The sequence below is a fragment of the Nocardiopsis sp. TRM 82005 genome (assembly GCF_056312425.1).
Genome location: NZ_JBWDTQ010000020.1, coordinates 89,737 through 105,788, shown reverse-complemented (window position 1 = coordinate 105,788; position 16,052 = coordinate 89,737). Strand labels below are relative to the sequence as shown.

The 16,052-nt window shown below is 71.7% G+C and carries 14 protein-coding genes; 10 read left to right on the top strand and 4 right to left on the bottom strand.

Going from position 1 to position 16,052, the window contains the following annotated elements; translation table 11 throughout:
- Positions 1–3: 3 nt before the first annotated feature.
- On the bottom strand, positions 4–465 hold the full coding sequence (locus tag AC0T5L_RS16880) for a Pycsar system effector family protein (protein WP_476166443.1): 462 nt from the start codon (positions 463–465) through the stop codon (positions 4–6).
- Positions 466–667: 202 nt separating this feature from the next.
- On the opposite strand from AC0T5L_RS16880, the gene AC0T5L_RS16875 reads away from it, so the two are divergent.
- The 4 genes from AC0T5L_RS16875 to AC0T5L_RS16860 are packed head-to-tail and all read left to right on the top strand — an operon-like array spanning position 668 to position 6,524.
- The gene (locus AC0T5L_RS16875; RefSeq protein ID WP_476166442.1) at positions 668–1,456 is read left to right on the top strand and encodes a hypothetical protein; all 789 of its coding nucleotides are present in this window, start codon (positions 668–670) and stop codon (positions 1,454–1,456) included.
- A gap of 10 nt (positions 1,457–1,466) precedes the next feature.
- On the top strand, positions 1,467–3,905 hold the full coding sequence (locus AC0T5L_RS16870) for a hypothetical protein (protein WP_476166441.1): 2,439 nt from the start codon (positions 1,467–1,469) through the stop codon (positions 3,903–3,905).
- Positions 3,902–5,152, top strand: a complete 1,251-nt coding sequence (locus tag AC0T5L_RS16865) for a hypothetical protein (protein WP_476166440.1) — start codon at positions 3,902–3,904, stop codon at positions 5,150–5,152. Before AC0T5L_RS16870 ends, AC0T5L_RS16865 begins: the two co-directional genes overlap by 4 nt.
- A complete protein-coding gene (locus AC0T5L_RS16860) occupies positions 5,142–6,524 on the top strand; it encodes a DUF4407 domain-containing protein (protein ID WP_476166439.1) in 1,383 nt (460 codons plus the stop codon). Before AC0T5L_RS16865 ends, AC0T5L_RS16860 begins: the two co-directional genes overlap by 11 nt.
- A gap of 165 nt (positions 6,525–6,689) precedes the next feature.
- Here the strand turns inward: AC0T5L_RS16860 and AC0T5L_RS16855 are convergent, their stop codons facing one another.
- Positions 6,690–7,058, bottom strand: coding sequence for a DUF3140 domain-containing protein (locus AC0T5L_RS16855; RefSeq protein ID WP_476166438.1), 369 nt, complete (start codon positions 7,056–7,058; stop codon positions 6,690–6,692).
- Between the two features lie 36 nt (positions 7,059–7,094).
- A complete protein-coding gene (locus AC0T5L_RS16850) occupies positions 7,095–8,117 on the bottom strand; it encodes an SDR family oxidoreductase (RefSeq protein WP_476166437.1) in 1,023 nt (340 codons plus the stop codon).
- Between the two features lie 178 nt (positions 8,118–8,295).
- Between AC0T5L_RS16850 and AC0T5L_RS16845 the strand changes: the two genes are divergently transcribed.
- On the top strand, positions 8,296–10,164 hold the full coding sequence (locus AC0T5L_RS16845; protein WP_476166436.1) for a glycoside hydrolase family 15 protein: 1,869 nt from the start codon (positions 8,296–8,298) through the stop codon (positions 10,162–10,164).
- Positions 10,157–10,684, top strand: coding sequence for a DUF1360 domain-containing protein (locus tag AC0T5L_RS16840; protein ID WP_476166435.1), 528 nt, complete (start codon positions 10,157–10,159; stop codon positions 10,682–10,684). The genes AC0T5L_RS16845 and AC0T5L_RS16840 overlap by 8 nt, the downstream gene beginning before the upstream one ends.
- 63 nt (positions 10,685–10,747) lie before the next feature.
- On the opposite strand, the gene AC0T5L_RS16835 is transcribed toward AC0T5L_RS16840, so the two are convergent.
- Positions 10,748–11,275, bottom strand: coding sequence for a hypothetical protein (locus tag AC0T5L_RS16835; RefSeq protein WP_476166434.1), 528 nt, complete (start codon positions 11,273–11,275; stop codon positions 10,748–10,750).
- Between the two features lie 289 nt (positions 11,276–11,564).
- On the opposite strand from AC0T5L_RS16835, the gene AC0T5L_RS16830 reads away from it, so the two are divergent.
- Genes AC0T5L_RS16830 through AC0T5L_RS16815 form a run of 4 tightly spaced genes read left to right on the top strand, consistent with a single transcriptional unit; the run spans position 11,565 to position 16,043 of the window.
- Positions 11,565–12,269: an alpha/beta fold hydrolase gene (locus tag AC0T5L_RS16830; RefSeq protein ID WP_476166433.1), complete on the top strand. Its 705-nt coding sequence runs from the start codon at positions 11,565–11,567 to the stop codon at positions 12,267–12,269.
- Complete coding sequence (locus AC0T5L_RS16825; RefSeq protein ID WP_476166432.1) at positions 12,266–13,705, top strand: hypothetical protein; 1,440 nt, start codon at positions 12,266–12,268, stop codon at positions 13,703–13,705. Before AC0T5L_RS16830 ends, AC0T5L_RS16825 begins: the two co-directional genes overlap by 4 nt.
- Complete coding sequence (locus AC0T5L_RS16820) at positions 13,702–14,874, top strand: FUSC family protein (RefSeq protein WP_476166431.1); 1,173 nt, start codon at positions 13,702–13,704, stop codon at positions 14,872–14,874. Before AC0T5L_RS16825 ends, AC0T5L_RS16820 begins: the two co-directional genes overlap by 4 nt.
- 35 nt (positions 14,875–14,909) lie before the next feature.
- Positions 14,910–16,043, top strand: a complete 1,134-nt coding sequence (locus AC0T5L_RS16815; protein WP_476166430.1) for a PQQ-dependent sugar dehydrogenase — start codon at positions 14,910–14,912, stop codon at positions 16,041–16,043.
- Positions 16,044–16,052: the final 9 nt, after the last annotated feature.

Genomic DNA, 16,052 nt, shown 5'->3' with positions numbered 1-16,052 from the left:
GCGTCATCCTAATACCTTCGTCGCCATTCCATTCGCCACGATCACGATGAGCATGAGGGCCAGCCACGGGATGCAGCGCCGGACGTGCCGGTTCTTGGCCATCACTATCTCGGACAGGTTCTTCGCCATCCGCCACGCCTCATCCGGGGTCAGCGGTTGCCGCGGACGCGGTCGGGGAAACCCCGTCACCCTCCTTCCCTCGCTGTGAAAGCGCATCCGGGGGCGCAACGCCTGGACCAGGTGGTAGCCCGCGACGACGAAGGCGAAGGCACAGACCAGAAGGGGCAGGGCCGTCGGAACGGATCCAGTGCCGACGGTTCCTTCGCCGTTCATGAGCGCCATGGCGAAACCGACCTGAGCGACGCACAGGAAACCGATCTTCGTGTCGGCCTGTGCGACGTTGTTCTGGAAAAACGCCACCACGGACAGGGCCGAGTCGATACCGTCTTCCTTGTGGGATTCCACCGTTCTCCTCTCCTCGGAAAGTGAATTCCCACGTATTGCATCCCCCGCTGGCCGACCGGATCTCGGACTGGTCCGTGTTCGGCCGTGTGCGGCTCCTCACACGGAAGCCGGGTGGCAATTGCCGACTGATCAGGAATCCGTGTGAGTACTCCGGTCCACACTGTCAGCGTTCCACGGTTCCATGTCAGGAAGTAGTGAGGAAATGTCCCAGAATCCCGAGTTCGGGCGGCGTGTCATCGTCACGTGCGACGCCAAGGGGTACGGCAGCTCGGACGAGCTGACCCAGCACCAGATCCAGGAGGCCATCCCGGCGATCCTCCTCAGCGCCGCCGAGCACAGCGGGCTCGACCGCGGGGAGTGGCACATCGCTCCCGGCGGTGACGGAGAGATGGCGGTCCTCCCGGTCACCGTGGAGGAGACCCGCCTCATCGACCGCTACGTGCCCGAGGTCGAGTACGCGCTGCGCCGCCACAACCACAACCGGACCGAGGCCGGGCGCCTGCGGCTGCGCATGGCCGTCCACCACGGGTCCGCCGTGTCCTCCCCGTCCGGCTACTCGGGGCACGGCATCGTCACCGCGGCCCGGGTGGTGGACAGCGACACCCTGCGCGAGGCCCTCGGGGACTCCGGCGCCGACCTGGTCGTGGCGGTGACCGCGCCCGTCTACCAGGACGTGGTCGCACAGGGGCACACGCGCCTGCGCCCCGAGGACTTCGCCCTCACCACCGTCCGCAACAAGGAGTACGAGGAGCCGGTCTGGGTCCACGTTCCCGGCCGCCGGCCGGGCAGCGGCACCGGGCACGCGGACGGCGGTGCCGCCGGTCCGCTCGCGGGAGACGCGATCCTTCCCGGCTCCCACACCCCGGAGGCGCCCTCCGCCGCGTCGGAAGCGCACGGATCCGGACCGGAGCCGCGAGACTCCCCGGCGATCACCACCGTCATGCACGGCGGCGTCGACGCCTCCAACGCCGTCTTCGGCGTGCGCTACTAGGGAGGCGCGTGTGAACCACCACTCCGACGACGTACCGGGAGCGGGAGGGAGCGCCCGGGCGAACCCGCTCCAGGAACAGGATCCGGCAGAAGCCGACGCGCTCCCCTCCACGGAGGGACCGCGCTCTCCGGACCCCGCCACACCGGATTCCGCGGAACACGCTGACAGTTCCGCCTCCCAGCACCCCGGCCTGCGGTGGGAGGGCAGGAGCAGGGTCACCAACGTGTTCTACGGGATGGTCAACGCCCAGAACGGCGTCTTCGGAGAGGCCGGTGCGCAGGCATCCGAGGGCGCCCCGCGCCCCTCGGCCACCGGCCGTCTGAGGGAGAGCGAGGTACGTGCGACAGCCGACTCCTTCGTCCCTCCCGACCGCTTCGACGACGCCCGCGGCCTTCTGAAGCAACAGGGCGTCCTGGTCCTCACCGGAGCGACCGGGAACGGGAAGCGGTCCGGCGCGGTCTCCCTGCTGGACACGGTCGGCGCGGATCCCATCGTGGTCCTCACCCCGAGCCAGACCCTGGAGTCGCTGGCCAGGCGAGAGCTGAAGTCCGGGAGCGGCTACATCGTCTCGCACTGGTTCGGTGTGGGACGGAGCGAGTCCCCGGCCGAGCACGAGTATCTGTGGTCAGTCCTGCGGCGGCACGTCGAAGCCTCCGAGGCCCACCTCGTCCTGACGTGCGACCGGAGCGCGCGTGTGGGGGCGACCGCTCCCACCTTCGTGTGGGAGCGTCCCCGCGCCGCCGACGTGCTCCGCGGACATCTGGGCGAGGAGTTCTCCCGCGCGCGTTCCGAAGCGGTGGATCTGGCGGTGCGCTGTCTGCCGGACGACTGCCCGGTCGCCGACATCGTCGCGGTCGCCGAGCGCATGTGCGCCGGGGAGGACCCTGAGGAAGCGGTCGGCCACGTCGTGCGCTCCTCGTCCCGCGAGCGCGTGGAGAAGTGGTTCGACTCCGGTCCGGATCGGCGCGAGATCTCCGACGCCGCGGCTCTGGGACTGCTGCCCGGGGTGCGCGAACGCGACTACGAGGTCCTTGCCAACCGCCTGCACACGCATCTGAACAGGGCCTTTCCCCCAGAGGACAACGGGTCGGAGGAGAAGGCCGAGCTCCGCGGGCACGATCCGTTCCCCACCCGCCGGGCGCGGCGGGGCAGGGACGGACACGATCTGTTCCGTGTCGAGCACCGGGACGACGGATGGATGGTCCGGCGCTTCCCGGGTTTCGCCGAGGACGGTGACCGGCCCGAGGTCCTGCGCCAACTGTGGGAGCGCTACGACGTGGCCTTCTGGAACGCCGTCCGCGACTGGGCCGGGTCCGCGATAGGCCACCGCGTCAGGCGCGTGCACCTGGCCGAGGGCCTGGCCGCCCTGGCCGTGACCGCCTTCGAGGAGGTCCACGACCTCTACCTGGACCGGTGGTCGCGGGAACGGGCCGCGGCGGGCCGCGAGACCTGTGTGTTCGCGCTGTGGTTCATGTGCATGGAGACGGAGCACGACCTGGCGCCCACGGTCCTGCGCACCGTCGACTACTGGTTGACCCATGGCACTCCGCTCCAGGCGGACGCCGCGGTCCAGGTGTGGAGCGGCGAACTGGGGGTGAGCTACCCGGTCGAGGCGGCCAACCGGCTGTTGGACCTGGTCCTGGACCCCGACGGAATCAACCGGACCGAGGCGGCCTTCGCCATGGGCGCCCTCTTCGGCAGCCTCATCGACCGGCGGGCCAGCGGACGCTCCCTCGTCCGCCTCGTCGGTGACGAGCTGTCCCACACCCATCGCTTCAGCCCTCGAAGGAACGAACGGGAGTACCTGCTCGCCGTCGCCTTCTCCATGCTCACGGTTCCCACGAGCGAATCCCTCGTGCCGGGCCCCGCCGAAGCCGGGGACGCGTTCCAGGAACCACCGGAGGGAGAGGGCGGGGCCGGGGAGCGGGAGGAACGCGGGGAGCGGCCGGACCGCTCCGAAGCCGGTGACCGGGAAGCGGACGGGTACGACGGCCCCGGCCGGCACGACTCACCGGACCCCAGCGGCGCGGACGCCGGCGCCGAGGCCCCGGACGGCGCGGACCCGGCGGTCGCACGCCACATCATGCTGGTCCCCGAACAGATTCCCGGTGTCGCCGCACTGTGGGCGGAGACCATCCGGGACCGGAGGACACGCCGTCCCTCGATCGACTCCCTGTGGAACACGCTGCGAGCGCTTCAGCGCAACGGAACCGATGCCCAGAACAACGCGCGAGGCCTGCTCATCAGCCTGGCGGAGCTCATCCCGCCGGAGGAGCACCCGGGGTTCCACGCCAGCTTCACCAGTGCGATCCGGCGCCGGGGCGACAGGGACCCCTTCACCGACGCCGTCCTGGACGTCCTCACCGGAGTGTTCGGAGACGGCGCCACCGCTCCCGGAACAGGCCATGGGCCGGGTTCCGGTCACACGAAGAAAGCGACACCAGTATGAGAGCCCCCACGTATCCGGTCGTGGACGAGCGCGCCCTCAGCGCCCCGAGCCGCCAAGGCTTCCTCGGGCTGCGCGGCCGCCGCCGTGATCCGTCCGAACTGCCCCGGGCATCCGCCCACCAGGTCCTCGTCTACCGCAGTGACGGTGCCTTCCACGTGGACAAGGGCGGCCTCGCCCTCGACGACAGCCGTGTGGTGGACGCCGACCACGTGAGCCTCGTCGACGTCAGCCACGACGTCTCCGTCGTCGTCATCCTCGCGATCCCCTCCACGGAGGACGACGACTTCGAGATGCGCACGGCCTTCTCCTGCACGGTCCTGGACCCGGTCACGGTGGTCAGCGAGGGCCGCGGGAACGCGCACCGCTTCCTGAGCGGCTACATGCGTCGCTACGACAAGCTGCCCCAGGTGGCCCAGCACCTGAGGCTGGAGGACATCAACGAGGTCCGCGAGCTGGTGTGGAGCCACGTCAAGGCGTTCATCGACCTGTCACCGCCGGAGGTGCGGGGGATGCGGATCGAGTACGTCGGCACCGAGGTGCTCACACCGCACAGCCTCCGCCAGGTACGGGGCACCTGGCGCACCACCCGTCACGAGCAGGAGGTGGAGGTCGCGCGCACCGACCACGACCACCTGATGAAGGAGAAGGTCACCGGGCACACGCGCAGGATCATGGACGGCCTCAGCGAGGCCGTCCAGAAAGACACCATCAACGCGGTCATGCTGGCGCTGGCCGAGGGCCGCATCGACCCGACCGAGGTGGCCCACCGCATCACCGTCGAGCGGGAGCGCGCGCTCGCCCGGGAGGCGGAGCGGGAAACCGCGGAGAAGGAGGAGCGGCTGCGAAGGGAGGAGCAGCAGAGGGCCGACGCCCTGCGCCGTGAGGCATGGGACAGGGAGGACGAGCGCGAGCGGCTGCGGGTCAGGTCCGAACTGGCCCAGGCGGCGTTCAAGGAACACTACGTCGACGGTGCCATGACCACGGCGGAGGTCGTGGACTTCATCCACCCGGAGCTCCTCCCCTTCCACACGAGGGCGACCGACGGCGGAGAGGGTCCCGCGGGGGTGGAGGGGACCGCGGACACCGAGCTCGAAACCGGCTCCGGGCCCGAGCCTCCCGAGGAGGGGAAAGCCGTGCGGTCCCGGAACGGTCCGGGCGCCCGTAGGCGCGCCGACGCCTCCGGGGCGGCTCCGGAGGGACACCGCCGTTACGCGGAGGGGCTGAGCGAGGATGACCATGACGCCTGAGGCTCCCTCCCGCCCCCTGGAGCGGGACAGGACGCCGGCCCAGGACGCGCCCGGAAACCGCACGGACACGGGGTGGACCGCCGTCCGAGGCCGCGCGGGCAGCCTGCTGCGCCGCATGACCGGGGTGGACGAGGGCCTCCTCGCCCTGGTTCCGGAGGAGCGCCCCCGCTACACCCTCCAGGGGCTGGTCGTCCTCGCCACCTCCTCCATGGCCGGGATCGCGGTGTTCGTCGCCCTCCAGCGGTTCACCCCCACACCGTGGCCGCTGCTGGTGCCGGCTGCCCTGTTCTGGGCCGGTCTCATCCTGGTCTTCGACTGCTGGATGCTCTCGACCATGCACGGGGTGAAGAAGGGCGGCCGCGCCCTCAACTTCAGCGGGCGGATCCTCCTGGCCCTCCTGGTCAGCGTGGTCATCGCCGAACCGATCCTCCTCTACGTCTTCCGCCCGTCCATCGAACAGCAGGTCAAGGTCGAGCGGGAGCAGGAGTCGGACACGTTCCGGTCGGCCCTGGAGCGCTGCAACCCCGTCTCGGGGGAGCAGAGCACCGACCCCGGCTGCACGGAGGAGTTCCTGCTGACCGTCGGCGGTAGCACGCTCACCGCCGACCGGACCGCGTTGGCCTCGACCACCGCGGAGCGCGACCGGGTGCAGGAGCGCGTGGACACCCTCCAGGAGCGGCTGGAGGACAAACAGGAGCTCGCCCGGCTGGAGTGCAACGGCACCTCCGGCGACGGGCTGACCGGTCGGACGGGCGAGGGGGTCAACTGTCAGCGGCTGCGCGCCGAGGCCGACGCCTTCGAGGAGGACAGCCGGCTCGCGGCCCACCAGAGCAGCCTGTTGGAGCTGAACTCCGATGTAGAGGAGCTCACGTCCGTGTCGGGTGCCTCCACCGCCGACTTCGCCACCGAGCGGGCCGCGCTGATCGAGGAGAAGGTCGCCGCCCGGGCCGCCGCGGAGGGGGAGCACGGCGTCATCGAGGAGATGGAGGCGCTGGGCGCGCTGGCCAAGGGCAGCTTCTACGTCATGGCCGCCGTGTTCCTGTTGCGGGCGCTGCTGGCCGCTGTGGACCTGTTCCCGGTCCTGACCAAGCTGTTCGGCGGTACCAGCAAGTACGACGAGCTGTACACGGCCAGGGTCGACTTCCACCGCGAGTGCCACGACCAGGAGATCCGGATCGGTCTCAAGAAGCTCCAGGTGGAGACCGACCGGGAGATCGGCGGACTGGACGCCCGGCAGCAGGCCGACCGCAACGAGAACGAGCGGCGGATGCGGGCCGACAAGGTCAGGCAACGAGCCGACTTCGAGGACGAGATCGCCCGCCAGGCGGAGCAGTACCGCCAGGGGCGCAGGGAAACCGCCACTCAGGCCTGACAGGACCCGGCCGGGAGGGAACGCGGGGCGGCGCGCCGGGACGGCGGCGCACCGCCCCGCACCCTTTTCCCGGGAGGCCCGGCGGACCGGCTCATCGCGGTGGCCCGCCGCTGACACGCGGTGCCGGGGCGGGCACCGCGCCCGCCCCGGCACCGTGACGCCTCGCTACCTTTCGAGGTCCTCCTCCTCGTCGGGCCTCGCCGAGTCGGGGCTGAGCGGGTCGTGGCCCACCGACATCAGCCGGTGCCGCCAGTCCGGGTCCTCGCGGCGGGGATCCGCCAGCTGGTCGCGGATGTACTCCGTCACCTCGCGCATCAGCTCGACATCGCCCTCGGTCACGTCCACACGGCGCTTGTTCAGCAGGTTCACGATCGCCTCACCCTTCCTCGGCACCGTGTGGCCGGGTTCGGTGCGGAAGGCGTTCTCGCCGGAGGCGTTCGTGAGCAACCACTCGCGCAGCCCCTGGCCGGTCATGTTCACCACGGAGTGAAAGTCATCCCACGCCTCGTCGATGACGGGATCGTGCTCAGCCATGCTCTTCCCCCTTTGTTTCGGCTTCGTCCCACGCGGTCAGGACCGTCGGCGCGCGCCCTGGGCGGCCGCGAAGCCCGCGACCCCGACCGCGAACCCCGCGATGCCGAGCAGGACCGCGGTGCGGCGCCGCTGGCTCAGTTCTTGCAGGAGGCTGGACTCGCGCGACTCGTCGTCGAACTCGCCGTGCGCGCCGAAGTCGCGTTCCCCGTCCAGAGGGTGGAACAGGTTGTCGTGCACGGCCGGCCGGAGGTCGCGGACCTGGCTCTCGGGCCCGCTGTGCCCCTGCTGCCAGTCGACCAGGCGCGGGGCGAACCGCTGGCCCAGGACGGTGGCCACCGTCGAGATCCCCACCCAGTACCGCCGTCGCCGCGGGTGCTCGGCGCCCCAGACGACCGCCTCGGCCGCCACCTCCGGCTGGTACACCGGCGGCACCGGACGCGGACGGCCCCCCACACGCGAACGCCCCCACGTGAACTGCGGGGTGTTGACCGCGGGCAGGTGCACCTCCGTCACCTTGACGCGCGAGCCGTTGTGGATCAGCTCGGCGCGCACCGAGTCGGTGAACCCGCGTATCGCGTGTTTGGCCCCGCAGTACGCCGCCTGCAAGGGGATGCCCCGGTAGGCCAGGGCCGATCCGACCTGCACGATCACCCCCCGGTCCCGGGGCAGCATGCGCTCCAGGGCGGCCCGGGTGCCGTGCACGTAGCCGTGGTAACAGACGTCGGTGACCCGGTGGTACTCCTCCGGCTCCACCTCCATGAACGGCGCGATGACCGTGGCGAAGGCGCAGTTGACCCAGATGTCCACCTGTCCCAGCTCGGACTCGACCTGCGCCAGGGCCTCGCGCAGCGCGTCGGCGTCGGTCACGTCCACCCGCACCGACATCGCCGACACCCCCTCGGCGCGGGCCTCCTCCACAGCCGCGTCCAGTCCCGCCTGTCCCCGGGCGAGGAGGGCCAGGGTGTACCCCTGCCGGGCGAACTCCCGTGCGGTCGCCCTGCCGACGCCCGCGCTGGCCCCGCTGACCACCACGATCCGGCCGTTTCCCTTCCCGGCCACCTCGGCCACCTCCACCCAGGGTCGACACGGCTTCTCGGTCCTTCCTCCCCGCTACCCGGGAGCACCCCCCGTTATGTACGCGTCACGGCAAGCTTCTGAGCTGCTGTTTCGCCGCATACTCCCCTGGGCAGTCGCTAGCAGGAGGGAACCCCCGGCAACACACGGATCGGAGGGGCGGATGGGCCAGGACGCAGCGCGCATCGGTGAGCACGGCTTCCTCTCCGACTGCCACACCGCCGCACTCACCACGCCGGACGGCACGGTCGACTGGATGTGCGTGCCCAGGTTCGACGGCGCCGCGCTCGTCTCGGGGATCCTGGACCCCGAGCGCGGCGGCGGATGGACGATGGAGGTCGAGGACGCACGGCCGACCGGGTGCTCCTACATGGACGACACCCTCGTCCTGGAGACCCTCTGGCGGGGAACGGACGTGGAGGTGGCCGTCCGCGACCTGCTCGCCGTCCGGAGCCGCGGGCGGACCGGCCTGTACCGGGAGGGCGTCCTCCTGAGGATCGTCGAGTGCCGATCCGGCACCACGGCCGTGCGCTCGCGGCTCGACGCCAGGCCCGACTTCGGGCGCGCCGCCCCCGTATGGGAGCACGTCGACGGAGCCCTGCGGGAGGCCTCGGGAGTGCTGCTGTCGGGAGCGCCCGCCCCCGGACTCGCCGAGGACGGCGTGCCGGAGTACCGCGTGGAGCTCGCCGAGGGCGACACCGCCGTGTTCGCCCTGGACTATCTGAGCGGTGAGCGCCGCGTGGGGCTGGGAGAGGCGTCGCGGCTGCTCCGGGAGACCCTGGAGGCGTGGCGGGACTGGGCCGGGCGGATCAGCTACCAGGGGGTCGGCGCCACGCACGTGCGGCGCAGCGCCCTCACCCTGCGCGGTCTGCTGTACGAGGAGACCGGGGCCCTGGTCTCCGCTCCCACCACGTCCCTGCCCGAGTCGCCGGGCGGCTCCAGGAACTGGGACTACCGCTACGTGTGGCACCGCGACGCCGCGCTCGTGGTCCTGGCCTTCCTCCGGCTCGGCCACTCCGAGGAGGCTGGCCACTACCTGCGCTTCCTGCTGAGCATGTGCGGTAGCCCGATCGGCTGGATCCCCCCGGTGCAGGCGGTCGACGAGAGCCCCCCTCCCCGCGAGGAGGTCCTCGACCACCTGGCCGGGTACGACGGCTCCCGGCCGGTCCGCGTCGGCAACGGCGCCTACGCGCAGCACCAGCTGGACGTGTACGGGCACATCCTCGACGCGGCGCTGTCCTACGAGACGGCCACCGGAGGGCTCCGACGGGAGGACCTCGAACAGCTCGCCTCGGTGGTCGATTCGGTGCGCGAACTCTGGAGGGAACCGGATGAGGGCATATGGGAGGTGCGGTCGGGCACCCGGCACTGGGTCCACTCCAAGGTCTACGCCTGGGTGTGCCTGGACCGCGGGATCCAGCTCCTCACCGAATCCGAGAAGCGGGTCGGCGCCCCCCTGGACGAGTGGCGCGGGGAGCGGACCGCCATCCGTGAGGAGATCCTCGACCGCGGCTACGACCCGGCGGCCGGATCCTTCACGCAGTCCTACGGCTCCGCCAACGTGGACGGGGCGCTGCTGCGGATCCCGCTTCTGGGCTTCCTCGACGGAACCGACCCGCGCGTACTCGCGACCCTGGAGCGCGTGGACGCCGACCTGGGCGTGGACGGCTGCCTCGTCCGGAGGTACTCCCCCGAGCGGACGGACGACGGGATCGGCACCCCGGAGGGCGCCTTCCTCCTCTGCTCCTTCGACATGGTCTCCGCCCTGGTGCTCGCCGGGCGGTCCGGCGAGGCGAGGGAACGGTTCGAGGATCTGTGCGGGCGCTCGGGGGCCCTTGGCCTACAGGCAGAGGAGATGGCCGCTGACGGCACCATGCTGGGCAACTTTCCCCAGGCCTTCACCCACCTCGCGCTGATCGAGGCGGCCGTCAACCTCGACAGCGCGACGGACAAGGAGGCACTGCACGACTGGGTGCGCGACAGGTCGGGTAGCGGAGCAGGACGACGAAGGAGGAACGGAGACGATGGCTGACGACACCGCAGGCGAGATCAAGGAGACGGTCCAGCAGGAGGCGGATGCCTATCGGGGCGACAGCGACCAGCCCCTCTTCGGGTACGCCGCGGTGGCCTCGGGGTACCTGGCCCTGGTGGGGGCCGGGCTGCTCGCGGCACGCAGGTTCCGCGGGAGCGGCGCGGCCGCGAACGTGGGCCCGTGGGATCTGGCGCTGATGGGGCTGACCACGCACAAGCTGTCCCGGATGCTGGCCAAGGACTCGGTCACCAGCCCTCTGCGGGCGTTCTTCACCCGCTTCAAGGGGGTCTCGGCGCCGGCCGAGCTGGCGGAGGAGGTGCGTGGACGGGGCGGGCGCCGGGCGGTCGGCGAACTGATCACATGCCCGTTCTGCACCGCGCAGTGGATCGCCACCGGATACGCCTTCGGCCTGGTGTTCGCGCCCAGGGCCACCAGGGGCGCCGGGGCGGTGTTCAGCTCCGTGGCCGTGTCCGACTGGCTCCAGCTGGCGTACGTGCGGCTACAGAAGGCGCAGGAGTAGCGCGGGGCTCCCTCGCCGCGGGCGGCCACCCGCTCAGGGCCGCCCGCTCAGCGTCGGCGGCGTTCACCGGCGGCGTTCACCGCTCCGGCGGCGTTCACCGCTCCGGCGGCGATCGCGCCTCCCGCCGCCCCCGTCGTCCTCGGCGGCCGAATCCTCGCCGGGGCCCGCGCCCCGCTCGGAGCCGGTGTCACGCCCGGTGCCCGCGGGCGCGGCCACCTCGGCCTCGGGCGGATCCCCGATGACGAGCCCGAAGACCATGTGGTCGAGAAGGAGCGCCCACCTCTCCCGGGGCCTGGACCTGCGCGCGTGGGCGAGGCCGAGCGCGGGCGCGATACCCAGTTCGAACGCTCCCCAGGCCACCGCCCCGTAGACCGGTCCGGTGAGCCGGGAATGCCGCAGCCTCCTCGGCAGGAGGGCGAACAGGGCACCCGCCGCGGCCCCGTACCCCCAGTGCGCCAGTTCGATGGCGGCCTTCCTCCGGTCCTCGGGAACGCTCTCCAGGACGGCGGGAACGCCTTCCCTCAGAATGGCGTCGGGCGGTGTGCGCTGGACGAACCCCAGACCGACCTCGGCCTGTCGCATACCGGTCATGGCCATCGCTCCCGCGGTTCCTCGCACGGCCCCCCTGAGCCAGGGGCGCTTCGGAGGGGAATCCGGTTTCCGGGTCATCTCTTGGGCTCCCTTCGGACCGACACCTTTCGTGTACCTCCTCTGACCGGTGCGCGTGCTCCCACACGTCCCGGCGCGGGGGTGGGTTGAGGGAGGGGCCCCTGGGTAGTCGTGACCACCACACAGACAGGGGCCTGACGGAGGACGCGGGGAGCAGACCGGAGGATGGATGGAGCCGCGGCGAGAAACGGACGAACTCACGCACGGGACCATGGCCTCGTGGTGTGTGCCGGGGCAGGGGCCGCCGCTGGTCTGCGTGCACGGTGCGGGCGTCTCCTCGAAGCAGACCCTTCCCCTGGTCAGGTCCCTCTCGGGCCGGCTGGAGGCCTGGGCCGTCGACCTGCCGGGGTTCGGCGCGAGCACCGCCCCGGACCACGCGCCCACGGTCGCGGGTCTGACGGAGGCACTCCTGGAGTGGCTCCGCGCACGGGAGATCGAGCGGCCCTGTCTGCTGGGGCTCTCGCTGGGCACCCAGGTGGTGGCCGAGGCGGCGGTGCGAGCACCCGACGAGGTGGGATCGCTGGTGCTGGCGGGACCGACCGTGGACCCGCGGTCACGTGCACTGCCCGTCCTGGCCGTGCGCCTGCTGCGCGACAACCTCCGTGAGGGCCCCTCCGTGGCGCTCTCCGCCATCTCCGACTACCGCGACGCGGGCACGCGCCGGGTCGTCCGCAGCTGGCTGGCCAGCCGCGACCACCGGATCGAACGGGTCCTGCCGAGGATCGGCCAGCCCGCCCTGGTCCTGCGCGGGAGCAGGGACCACCTCTGCACCAAGCACTGGGCGGAGGAGGCCGCCCGTCTGCTGCCCCGGGGACGGCTGGTGACAGTCCCCGGCCAGCCCCACGCCCTTACAGTCTCCGCCCCCGACCGGGTCGCCGACCTGGTCCACGACTTCGCCCGGGAGGCAGCCCGATGAGATGGCGCAGGCAGATGACCCCGCAGCGGACCGTGGCGGGCTTCGACTCGGCCACCACCATCCTGCGGGCGCTGTCGTCCTACAACGCGGGAGAGGACGTCCCGCTCGCGAAGGAGGCTCCCGGCGCGCTGGAGGGAGCCGTCACGCTCGCCGCGGGGGCCGCCAACCACGCCCCCCGACGGTTGAAGGAGCGCGTCTACGCCGCCGCGGGCTGGTCGGAGGCGGTCCCGGAAGACCGGATCAGTGAGATCGACTCCGACGCGCTCGCCTCCTGGGCCGCCGACCACTACCCGGGAAAGCAGTCCGAGGTCGCCTTCGTGGGCTCCTCCAACGGGGCGCTCACCCACCTGGCCGCCGGGCTGGAGGCACCGTGGCTCCCACAGACCCTGCTCATCCCGGTCCGCCGCGGCGGGGTCCCCTCCGAGGACGCGTCGGCCGACCTGCGCAGGATGCGGTCCACCGGGGAGGCGCTGGTACGGGCCAACCCCGACTGGCGGCTGCACCACATGCACGACCCCAACCAGGACCGGCTGATGATCGCTGGCATGTGCTACTTCCGGGTCAAGTGGCTGCGGCTGCCCGACGCCTACCGCCGCTTCCTGCGCTCGCGGCTGATGCCCGGGGGCACGCTCGTCGTCTCGGACTGCGCCATGCGGTGGCCCACCACACGGGTCTCGGACCGGTACGTCTTCCAGCACGGGGGGTTCGGCGGCGCCGACCCGGACGAGCTGCGGTACGGCAGCGAGCGCGTCCGCGAGTTCCTGCGCGCGTACGGGTCGGACTACACGGAGTTCGTCGGACCGGAGCCGGACGGCGACAGCCCCGAGGCGGAGTGGGGGTTCGCCCCCGAGCTCATGGACGACCTGCGTGAACTCGCCGACGAGGAGGGGTGGACGCTGCTGCGGCTGCGCTACGCGGAGCCGGAGTCGCTCAGCCCGGCCGTCGCGGACCTGTACCGCGACTGGTACCGGCGCCGGGGCCTGCCCCCGAACCGGCTGCTGGTGGAGTCCTTCATGCTCATCGAGCCCTACTGGACCCTGCGCACCGGATCGGTCCCCTTCTGGACGGTGTTCAACAAGGAGCCCTCGCTCAGGAACCTGGAGGAGTACCTGGACCGGGTGCCCGACTACGAGGAGATCCGGCTGGCCCTGTTCTCCCACGGTGTGGAGTCGGTGGGCCTGGCGCGTGCCGAGGAGTGGGCGCGCGTGCTGGACCGGGCCACCAAGGTGGGCTCGTTCCTGGGCACGGACCCGTCGGTCTTCCCCCGCGACTTCGCGGTCCTGGCCCGGTTCCACCGAGAACTGGCGCGGGTACGCGGGCGACAGCCCATGCCGCCCGCCATGCGGTGGCCGGAGGCCGCCGGGTTCCTCGCGGACACCGACGGAGTCGAGCTCGTGGGGGAGAGGGGCCGTGCGGGGGGATGCGGGGACCGATGATCGACCGGCTGAAGGATGCCGTGACCGGCAGACGGTGGTTCAGAGGACTGGTCCAGGCCGTCAAGCGGCGGGGACATGAGCGCGAGGTCCTCGTCGTCATCATCAAGAGCGTCATCGCCTCGACCTGTGCCTGGATCGTGGGCTCGCTCATGGGAGGCTCCTCCCAGGTCGGGTTCGCGCCCTTCTCCGCGCTCCTGGTCGTGGCGCCCAGCGTGTACGGGTCGGTGTTGCAGTCCGGCCGCTACGTGGCCGCGGTCTTCCTCGGCGCTCTGATCGCCGGTGCGGGCGGGGTCCCCATCGGCGCGAACATCTGGTTGTTCGCACTGGTCGTGCTGGTCGCACTGGTGGTGGGGCAGCTCTCGGTCTTCGGAGAACAGGGCAAGCAGATCCCCGTGATCGCGGCGTTCGCACTCGCGGGGGGCACCGCGGGCAGCCTGGCGGACCTGGGGTCGCTGCTGCTCATGGTCCTGGTGGGGACGACGACCGCCGTCGTGACGAACGCGGTCTTCGCCCCCGCGATCCGCTTCCGCGATGCCAAGAACGCCGTGCTCGACTTCGCGGACGCCCTCCGCAGCCTCTCCTCGCAGATGGCGGACGGGCTTCGGGAGGGCAACGCCGGGCTCGACGACGTCGGCTACTGGAGGCGGGTCGCGGACGGCTTCGACAACACCGCGCGCAACGCCCAGGAGACGGTCTCGCAGCAGGAGTACCGCGTGCGCCTGAACCCGCGCAGACTCGTGGAAAGCTCCCCCACGCTCGGGAACCCGTTGGCCTACCGTGACTGGATCACCGCGCTGAGGAGGTCCTCGCAGCACCTGCAATCCCTCACGCGCACCCTGTCCTTCGCGCACTCCTCCAACTCCCGCTCCCCCGAGCCGGGTGACGCCTTCCTGCGCGCGTTCGCCCCGATCCTTGACGCGGCCGCCGACTCCTTCCGGGCCTTGTACGACGCCGAGGAGCCCGAGCGTGAGACGCTCTCGTCCGACCTGAGCTCCTGCCTGGACGAGGCGCTCCAGCGGATCGACCGGATGCGCGAACACATCGACGAGTACGGAGTCGAGGGCCTGTGGTCGGTACACAGCGCGATGCTCACCGACATGGCACGCCTGTTCGAGGAACTGTACGAGGGGCACGAGAACACCGAGCGCGACACGCGCGAAGGCGCGTGAGAGTGCCCGGACACGGTCTCGGGAAGGGGACGGACATGGAACCCGCGGCGATCAGAGGGCCGGCGATCCGCGCGGCCTCCGCCCTCGGCGCCCTCACGCTGCTCGTCGGATGCGGCGGTCAGGAGGGCACGGCCGGCGGACCGTCGGAGAACGGGGGCGGGACGGCCGGGAACGGGTCACAGGGCTCCGCGGCGGCCGAGCCCGGCCAGCCCGAGGAGGTGACCACGGGCCTGGAGGTGCCGTGGGGGCTCGCGTTCCTCCCCGACGGCTCCGCCCTGGTCTCCCAGCGCGACTCGGCCGAGGTCGTCCGGGTGTCCGGGGACGGCGCGGCCACGGACGCCGGCACCGTCGAGGGGGTCACCCCGGGCGGTGAGGGCGGCCTGATGGGCCTGGCCGTGCACCCGGACTTCCCCGACGAGCCGTACGTGTACGCCTACTACACCTCCGATTCCGACAACCGGATCAGCCGGATGGAGTACGACCCGGAGGGGAAGGGGCTCGGCGAGCCGGAGGCCGTCCTCGACGGCATCCCCGTCTCCGCCTACCACAACGGCGGCCGGATCGAGTTCGGCCCCGACGGCATGCTGTACGCGGGCACCGGGGACGCGCGCCAGCCGGACCTGTCCCAGGACACCGACTCCCTGGCGGGCAAGATCCTGCGGATCACCCCCGAGGGGGAACCCGCGCCGGACAACCCCTTCGGCAACCGCGTCCACAGCTACGGGCACCGCAACGTGCAGGGCCTGGCCTGGGACGACGAGGAGAACCTGTACGCCACCGAGTTCGGTGCCGACAAGCTCGACGAGGTCAACCTGATCGAGCCGGGCGGCAACTACGGGTGGCCCGAGGCGGAGGGCCCGGGCGGCGGTGACGAGTACGTCGACCCGCTGGTGACCTGGAGCCCCGCGGAGGCCTCGCCCAGCGGTGCGGCGATCGCGGGCGGCTCCCTGTGGGTGGCCGCGCTGCGCGGCGAGCGCCTGTGGGAGGTGCCGCTCACCGGCGGCGGGCCGGGTGATCCGGTGGCGCACTACCAGGGGGAGTACGGCCGCCTGCGCACGGTGGCGGCCGCTCCGGACGGTGGGGAGCTGTGGCTGACCACCAGTAACCGCGACGACCTCGGCGACCCCGGCGAGGAGGATGACCGTGTCCTGCGTGTGCCGCTGGAGTAGGCGGCGCCC

Bases quoted from the DNA above. Each gene is read 5' to 3' on its own strand.
- AC0T5L_RS16875 (WP_476166442.1), top strand. From the start codon at position 668: ATGTCCCAGAATCCCGAGTTCGGGCGGCGTGTCATCGTCACGTGCGAC.
- AC0T5L_RS16865 (WP_476166440.1), top strand. From the start codon at position 3,902: ATGAGAGCCCCCACGTATCCGGTCGTGGACGAGCGCGCCCTCAGCGCC.
- AC0T5L_RS16860 (WP_476166439.1), top strand. From the start codon at position 5,142: ATGACGCCTGAGGCTCCCTCCCGCCCCCTGGAGCGGGACAGGACGCCG.
- AC0T5L_RS16855 (WP_476166438.1), bottom strand. From the start codon at position 7,058: ATGGCTGAGCACGATCCCGTCATCGACGAGGCGTGGGATGACTTTCAC.
- AC0T5L_RS16845 (WP_476166436.1), top strand. From the start codon at position 8,296: ATGGGCCAGGACGCAGCGCGCATCGGTGAGCACGGCTTCCTCTCCGAC.
- AC0T5L_RS16840 (WP_476166435.1), top strand. From the start codon at position 10,157: ATGGCTGACGACACCGCAGGCGAGATCAAGGAGACGGTCCAGCAGGAG.
- AC0T5L_RS16835 (WP_476166434.1), bottom strand. From the start codon at position 11,275: ATGACCGGTATGCGACAGGCCGAGGTCGGTCTGGGGTTCGTCCAGCGC.
- AC0T5L_RS16830 (WP_476166433.1), top strand. From the start codon at position 11,565: ATGGCCTCGTGGTGTGTGCCGGGGCAGGGGCCGCCGCTGGTCTGCGTG.
- AC0T5L_RS16825 (WP_476166432.1), top strand. From the start codon at position 12,266: ATGAGATGGCGCAGGCAGATGACCCCGCAGCGGACCGTGGCGGGCTTC.
- AC0T5L_RS16820 (WP_476166431.1), top strand. From the start codon at position 13,702: ATGATCGACCGGCTGAAGGATGCCGTGACCGGCAGACGGTGGTTCAGA.
- AC0T5L_RS16815 (WP_476166430.1), top strand. From the start codon at position 14,910: ATGGAACCCGCGGCGATCAGAGGGCCGGCGATCCGCGCGGCCTCCGCC.